Consider the following 7,377-nt stretch of genomic DNA (forward strand, 5'->3'; position numbering starts at 1 on the left):
AACACCAGCACCCGCTCCCCCTGGGTCAGCCCGAGATCGTCGACGACCGGGCGGGTCAGCCGCTCGGTGAGCGCATCGGCCGGCTCCATCGGGATCCGCTCCCGGCCCGGTTCGCCGTGGATGCCGATGCCGATCTCGACCTCGTCCGCGCCCAGCTCGAAGGTGGGCTGGCCCGCCGCGGGCACCGTGCAGCTGCTCAGCGCCAGGCCCATGGAGCGCACGTTGGCGACCACGCCCCGGGCCAGGTCGGTGACCGCGGCCAGGTCGGCGCCCTCCTCGGCCTTGGCGCCGGCCAGCTTCTCCAGGAGCACGGTGCCGCCCACGCCACGGCGGCCCTGGGTGTACAGGGAGTCTTTGACCGCGACGTCGTCGTCGACCACCACCGCGGTGACCTGGATGCCGGCTTCCTTGGCGAGGTCGGCGGCCATGTCGAAGTTCATGACGTCGCCGGAGTAGTTCTTGACGATGTGCAGCACCCCGGCACCGCCGTCGACGGTGCGGGTGGCCCACTCCATCTGGTCGGGGGTGGGGGAGGTGAACACCTCGCCGGGGCAGGCGGCGTCGAGCATACCGCGGCCCACGAACCCGCCGTGCATGGGCTCGTGCCCGGACCCGCCGCCCGACACCAGGGCGACCTTGCCCTGCCGGGGCGCGTCGGCGTGGTAGACCACGACCGGGTCGTAGTTGACCTTGACCAGGTCACTGTGGGCGCGCTCGAACCCTTCCAGCGACTCGCAGACGAACTCGTCCACCGAGTTGATCAACTTCTTCACAACGACCTCCTCCGGTTCCGTCCCCGGTCTTCCCACCCCGAGGTCGGGGTGCGCCGACCGGAAACAGCCCGTGAGGTCCCCCGTTCGCAGCGACTGCTCTCCTCGGAGCGAAGAACGGGGACCTCACGGGCTAACCAGGCTTACCATCCCGGCTGACCACCCACAGGGCCTAGTCCAGCCACCCCCTGGTCCGCTCGATCGCCTTCTTCCACCACGCGTACCCGGTCTCGCGCTGGTCCTCCGACCACTGCGGCTCGAAGGTACGGTCCACCTGCCAGTTGTCGCGCATCTCGTCCAGGCTCGACCAGTAGCCGACGGCGAGCCCGGCCAGGTAGGCCGCGCCCAGCGCGGTCGTCTCCTGCACCTGGGGCCGGATCACCGGGATGCCGAGGATGTCGGCCTGCAGCTGCATGAGGAAGTTGTTCTTGACCGCGCCGCCGTCCACCCGCAGGTCGGGCAGGGGCTTGCCGGAGTCCTGCTCGACCGCGTCGGCCACGTCCCGGCTCTGGTAGCAGATCGACTCCAGGGTCGCCCGGACCAGGTGGGCCCGGTTGACGTAGCGGGTCAGGCCGACGATCACCCCGCGTGCCTTCTCGTCCCAGTAGGGCGCGAACAGCCCCGAGAACGCGGGCACGAAGTAGGCGCCGCCCGAGTCCTCGACCGACTGGGCGATCGCCTCGGTCTCGTCGGCGTTCGCGATCATCTTCAGGTTGTCGCGCAGCCACTGGATGGCCGCGCCGGTGATCGCGATCGAGCCCTCGAGCGCGTAGTAGCTCTTGCCCTTCTCGAGCGCGTAGAAGCCGGTGGTGAGCAGGCCGCTCTTGGACGGGACCACGTTCGGCCCGGTGTTCTGCAGCAGGAAGTTGCCGGTGCCGTAGGTGTTCTTGGCCTGGCCGACGTCGAAGCAGGCCTGGCCGAACAGGGCGGCCTGCTGGTCGCCGGCGTCGCCGCACACCGGCACCTCGCCGCCGAACACCCCGTCCCTGGTCGTCTGCCCGTAGAAGGCGGCGTCGGAGGACGGCCGCAGCTCGGGCAGCATCGACTTGGGGATGTTCAGCTTCGCGAGGATCGCGTCGTCCCAGTCGGTGTTGGCCAGGTTGAACAGCATCGTGCGGGAGGCGTTGGTGTAGTCGGTGATGTGCTGGCCGCCGCGCACCCCGCCGGTCAAGTTCCAGATCACCCAGGTGTCGGTGTTGCCGAACAGCAGCTCGCCGGCTTCGGCCCGCTCGCGGGTGCCCGCGACGTTCTCGAGGATCCAGGCGATCTTGGTGCCCGAGAAGTAGGTGGCGATCACCAGGCCGGTCTTCTGCTTGATCTCCTCCTCGTAGCCCTCGGCCTTCCACTGGCTCACGATCGGCTGGGTCCGGGTGTCCTGCCAGACGATCGCGTTGTAGACCGGCTCGCCGGTGTTCTTGTCCCAGACGACCGTGGTCTCGCGCTGGTTGGTGATGCCCACCGCCGCGACGTTCTCGAAGGTCAGGTTCTTGTCCCGCAGTGCCTGCGCGGTGACCTTCTGGGTCTTCTCCCAGATCTCCTTGGGGTCGTGCTCGACCCAGCCGGCCTGGGGGTAGATCTGCTCGTGCTCCTCCTGGGCGGCACCGGCGGAGGTGCCGTCGTGCTTGAACAGCATCGTCCGGGTGCTCGTGGTGCCCTGGTCGATTGCGAGGACGAAGTCCTTCGCCATCCTGGCCTCCTTGTCAGGCTGCTGGGCGGGCTGGGGCGGCGAACTCGAGCGCGGGGGGGCACGGGCTGGTGCCGCCCCCGCACCGCGGAGCCGGGAAGGGTGGGTCAGGTCGCTTCGGGACGCGGCCTTGTGGTGTCGACGGGTCTGCCGGTGTCGGGCTCTTCGACGACGCGGCCGACCTCGGGTTCGGCGGGCAGGTAGCCGCCGATGAACCAGTCGTAGACGTAGCCGCCGAGCGGCCCGCCGATCAGCGGCCCCACGATCGGCACCCAGGCGTAGAAGTCGCCCCGCTGGTCGGCGAACGCGTCGGCCCACCCGCTGATCCAGGCCGCCAGCCGCGGCCCGAGGTCACGCGCCGGGTTGATCGCATACCCCGCGTTGGCGCCCAGCGTCATCCCGATCCCGACCACGACCAGCCCGATGATGAACGGGGCCAGGTTCGCCCCCGGCGCCATGTTGCGGGCGTCGGTGATGGCAAGCACCAGCAGCACCAGCACGGCCGTGCCGATGATCTGGTCGCGCAGCGCCCCGAGCTGCGAGATGTTCGGCATGTCGGAGCTGTTGTTGCCCGGGTAGGTGTTGAACACGACCTGGCTCTTGTTGGTCTTGGCCGGGTCGAACTTGTCGAAGGCCTCCCAGTAGTTCCAGCGGATCACCAGCGCGGCCAGGAACGCCCCGACCAGCTGGGCCAGCGCGTACGGGCCGACCTTCGCCCAGGGGAAGCCGCGCCGCAGCGCCAGTGCGACGGTGACCGCCGGATTGATGTGGGCACCGCTGATCCCGCCGGCGACGTAGATGCCCATGACGACGCCGATGCCCCACGCCCAGTGGATGGACTGGGCCCCGGCGGTGAACGGGGTCAGCACGGTCTGGGCGACCACCCCGCAGCCGAAGACGATCAGCGTGAACGTGCCAAGAAGCTCAGCCGACAGCTCCCCCAGCAGCGTGTTCCGTCTCAACAGCGATCCTCCTTTGCTCGGTGCGGAGCGCAGGCCGCGGCCGTGAGCCTCGACGCCCAGGCCGCCGTCCCCCCGGCCAACGCGAGCTGCGTCAACCAAGTCCGAAGAGGTCCGGGTTATCCCTCCTCTCGTCCGTAGCCTGGCGGCCGCCGGGCCACCGCACGCGCCAGCGCCCACCGGCAGACAGCCCTGCTGGGTACCACGCCGGTTGCCGGAGGAGCCGGTACTACCGGGGGTACCACGCCGGTGGCCGGAGAAGCCGGTAACAGCGACGCAAGGCCCCCCGTCATTCTTGGCCGTTCCGGCGGCAAAGGTCAATGGTGCTGACCAACCAGGAATCCACCCGCTGAACTGCGCGAATTGTCGCTGAGCTGGGGAGAGGACACTCCGGTCAACCTTCTTCAACGGTTCGGCGGCCACCCGGCGCCGCCCTGCACCACTGCGGCGCGGGCGCGGCCGGTTGACGGCGGTGCGTCCGCGTCGCTACTATGCGCCACTGCGCGCGCCGCCGTTCGTTGACGTGCGCTCAAGGCTCAGACCCTCGCTGGCTGATCCGGGCGGGCCGGGACCGACGCCCCCGGGTCGGTGCCAGTGGGTAGCAGAGCACCAAAGCAGGAACAAGGATCCGGCTGCCAGACGGCCTCCGAGTGGAACAAACGCCCGGGGCCGTGGAGTTGAAGTGAGCAGGAAGGACAGCCGTCGGCTGCAGGGCGGGCGGCTGCACGGCGGGAAGCAAGGAGACTGGATGCCGACGATCGCCCAGCTGGTCCGCAAGGGCCGGGAGAGCAAGGTCGAGAAGACGAAGACGCCGGCGCTGAAGGGTTCGCCCCAGCGGCGCGGGGTCTGCACCCGTGTGTACACGACCACCCCCAAGAAGCCGAACTCGGCGCTGCGCAAGGTGTGCCGGGTCCGCCTGTCCAGCGGCATCGAGGTCACCGCGTACATCCCCGGCGTCGGCCACAACCTGCAGGAGCACTCGATCGTGCTGGTGCGTGGGGGTCGGGTGAAGGACCTGCCGGGCGTCCGCTACAAGGTCATCCGCGGCACGCTGGACACCCAGGGCGTGCGCGACCGAAAGAAGGCCCGCTCGCGCTATGGCGCCAAGGCCAAGCAGGTATAAGAGGAGCGCCCATGCCCCGTAAAGGCCCCGCCATCCGTCGGCCGCTGCCGCCGGACCCGATCTACCAGTCGCAGCTCGTCACCCAGATGATCAACAAGATCCTTCTGGGGGGGAAGCGCTCGACCGCCGAGCGGATCGTGTACTCCGCGCTGGAGCAGGCACGCCGCAAGACCGGCAACGACCCGGTGACCACCCTCAAGCGGGCGGTCGAGAACGTCCGGCCGGTGCTCGAGACCCGCAGCCGCCGCGTGGGCGGCGCGACCTACCAGGTGCCGATCGAGGTCCGCCAGGGGCGCTCGACCACACTGGCCCTGCGCTGGCTGGTCAACTTCGCGCGCAACCGCCGCGAGAAGACCATGGCCGACCGCCTCGCGGGCGAGCTGCTCGACGCCTCCAACGGCGCCGGTGCGGCCGTGAAGCGGAAGGAAGACACCCACAAGATGGCCGAGGCCAACAAGGCCTTCGCCCACTACCGCTGGTAGCGGAAGGATCGGGGGGGTTGGGGCGCCCGCGCCCCGCATGAGCTAGGAGCAATGGAACCGGCATGACCAACACAGCAGTCGATCGGAAGGCCGCAGGGGCCAAGGGACTCGCGATCCGCGAGTTCCCGCTCTCGCGTACCCGGAACATCGGGATCATGGCCCACATCGACGCCGGGAAGACGACCACCACCGAGCGGATCCTGTACTACACCGGCCGCACCTACAAGATCGGCGAGGTCCACGAGGGCGCCGCCGTGATGGACTGGATGCAGCAGGAGCAGGAGCGCGGCATCACGATCACCTCGGCCGCGACCACCTGCAAGTGGCGTGACCACTGGATCAACCTGATCGACACGCCCGGCCACGTCGACTTCACGGTCGAGGTGGAGCGCTCCCTGCGCGTGCTGGACGGCGCCGTGGCCGTGTTCGACGCGGTCTCCGGGGTCGAGCCCCAGTCCGAGACGGTGTGGCGCCAGGCCGACAAGTACAACGTCCCCCGCATCTGCTTCGTCAACAAGATGGACCGCGTCGGGGCCGAGTTCCACCGCACCGTGGACATGATGGTCGACCGGCTCGGTGCCACCCCCGCCGTGGTCCAGCTCCCCTGGGGCGTCGAGAGCAACTTCCACGGCGTCATCGACCTCGTCGAGATGCGCGGCCACTACTGGCCGAGCGAGGGCATGGGCGAGGCCTGGGAGGACCGGCCGATCCCCGACGAGTACGAGGAGATCGCCGCCGAGTGGCGCCACCGCCTGTTCGAGGTGCTGGCCGACCACGACGAGGCCCTCATGGAGAAGTACGTCCTCGAGGAGGAGCCGAGCATCGAGGAGCTCCGCAAGGCGCTCCGCAAGGCCACCATCGCGGGCAAGGTCACCCCGGTGCTGTGCGGCTCGGCATTCAAGAACAAGGGCGTGCAGCAGCTCCTGGACGCGGTGGTCTGGTATCTGCCCTCGCCGCTGGACGTGCCGCCCATCAGGGGGGCCAAGCCCAACGACGAGCAGGCGGTCATCGAGCGCCGGCCCGACGACGCGGAGCCGTTCGCGGCGCTGGCGTTCAAGATCATGTCCGACCCCTACGTCGGCAAGCTCACCTACTTCCGCGTCTACTCCGGGACCATGAAGGCGGGCAGCCACGTGCTGAACGCCACCAAGGACCGCAAGGAGCGGATCGGGCGGCTGCTGCAGATGCACGCCAACCACCGCGAGGACAAGGACGCCATCTTCGCCGGCGACATCGTCGCCGCGGTGGGGCTGAAGTTCACCACCACCGGCGACACCCTCTGCGACCCCGACCACCCGATCGTGCTCGAGTCGATCAGCTTCCCCGACCCGGTCATCGAGGTCGCGATCGAGCCCAAGACCAAGTCCGACCAGGACAAGCTGGCCAACGCCCTGAACCGCCTGGGCGAGGAGGACCCGACCTTCCGGGTCCACACCGACGAGGACACCGGCCAGACGATCATGGCCGGCATGGGTGAGCTCCACCTCGAGGTGCTCGTCGACCGGATGATGCGCGAGTTCCGGGTCGACGCCAACGTCGGCAAGCCCCAGGTCGCCTACCGCGAGACCATCCGCAAGCCGGTCCTCAACCAGGTGCTCCGCTACGTGAAGCAGACCGGCGGCAGGGGCCAGTTCGCCCACGTGGTGCTCGACGTCGAGCCGACCTCGGGCGACGGCGGCGGCTACGAGTTCGTCAACAAGATCACCGGCGGCAAGATCCCCCGCGAGTACATCCCCGCGGTCGACGCCGGCATCCAGGACGCCATGAACTCCGGCATGCTGGCCGGCTACCCCGTGGTGGACGTCCGGATCACCCTGAAGGACGGGTCCTACCACGAGGTCGACTCCTCGGAGATGGCGTTCAAGATCGCCGGCTCGATGGCCTTCAAGGAGGCCAGCCGCAAGGGCGACCCCGCCCTGCTCGAGCCGGTCATGAGCGTGGAGGTGGTGACCCCGGAGGAGTTCGCGGGCGACGTCATGGGCAACCTCTCGGGGCGGCGCGGCCGCATCGAGAAGATGGAGCCGCGCGGCAACGCCCAGGTGATCCGGGCCAACGTCCCGCTCGCCGAGATGTTCGGCTACACCACCGACCTGCGCTCGATGACTCAGGGCCGGGCAACCTCGACGATGCACTTCGGCCACTACGCCGAGGTGCCGGAGAACATCGCGAAGGACATCGTCGCCAAGATCCGCGGCGAGTAAGGACAAGGAGCAGCCAGATGGCGAAGAAGAGGTTTGAGCGGACGAAGCCGCATCTGAATATTGGGACGATGGGGCATATTGATCATGGGAAGACGACGCTGACGGCGGCGATCACCAAGGTGTTGCACGACGCCGACCCGAGTGTGGCCTACACCCCG

The 7,377-nt window shown here is 68.9% G+C and carries 7 protein-coding genes; 4 read left to right on the forward strand and 3 right to left on the reverse strand.

All coding sequences use genetic code 11. The features are described 5' to 3' along the window. From VG276_25700 to VG276_25710, 3 genes are all read right to left on the reverse strand, one after another. Window positions 1-773, reverse strand: a 773-nt coding sequence (locus VG276_25700; protein ID HEV8652687.1) for a dihydroxyacetone kinase subunit DhaK, incomplete at its 3' end; no start/stop codon positions are given. A gap of 169 nt (window positions 774-942) precedes the next feature. Next, window positions 943-2,457 carry a glycerol kinase GlpK gene (glpK, locus tag VG276_25705; protein ID HEV8652688.1) on the reverse strand — a complete coding sequence of 505 codons (1,515 nt, stop codon included), beginning with the start codon at window positions 2,455-2,457 and terminating at the stop codon, window positions 943-945. Between the two features lie 104 nt (window positions 2,458-2,561). Continuing rightward, window positions 2,562-3,419: an MIP/aquaporin family protein gene (locus VG276_25710; GenBank protein HEV8652689.1), complete on the reverse strand. Its 858-nt coding sequence runs from the start codon at window positions 3,417-3,419 to the stop codon at window positions 2,562-2,564. Between the two features lie 742 nt (window positions 3,420-4,161). Here VG276_25710 and rpsL point away from each other — a divergent pair. The 4 genes from rpsL to VG276_25730 form a co-directional block, all read left to right on the forward strand. Beyond that, window positions 4,162-4,536, forward strand: a complete 375-nt coding sequence (gene rpsL, locus VG276_25715) for a 30S ribosomal protein S12 (protein ID HEV8652690.1) — start codon at window positions 4,162-4,164, stop codon at window positions 4,534-4,536. Between the two features lie 11 nt (window positions 4,537-4,547). Continuing rightward, window positions 4,548-5,018, forward strand: coding sequence for a 30S ribosomal protein S7 (gene rpsG, locus VG276_25720; GenBank protein HEV8652691.1), 471 nt, complete (start codon window positions 4,548-4,550; stop codon window positions 5,016-5,018). Between the two features lie 155 nt (window positions 5,019-5,173). Then, a complete protein-coding gene (gene fusA, locus VG276_25725; GenBank protein HEV8652692.1) occupies window positions 5,174-7,219 on the forward strand; it encodes an elongation factor G in 2,046 nt (681 codons plus the stop codon). Window positions 7,220-7,236: 17 nt separating this feature from the next. Beyond that, window positions 7,237-7,377, forward strand: a 141-nt coding sequence (locus VG276_25730; protein ID HEV8652693.1) for a GTP-binding protein, incomplete at its 3' end; no start/stop codon positions are given.

Source organism: Actinomycetes bacterium (assembly GCA_036000965.1).
Classification (GTDB): domain Bacteria; phylum Actinomycetota; class CALGFH01; order CALGFH01; family CALGFH01; genus DASYUT01.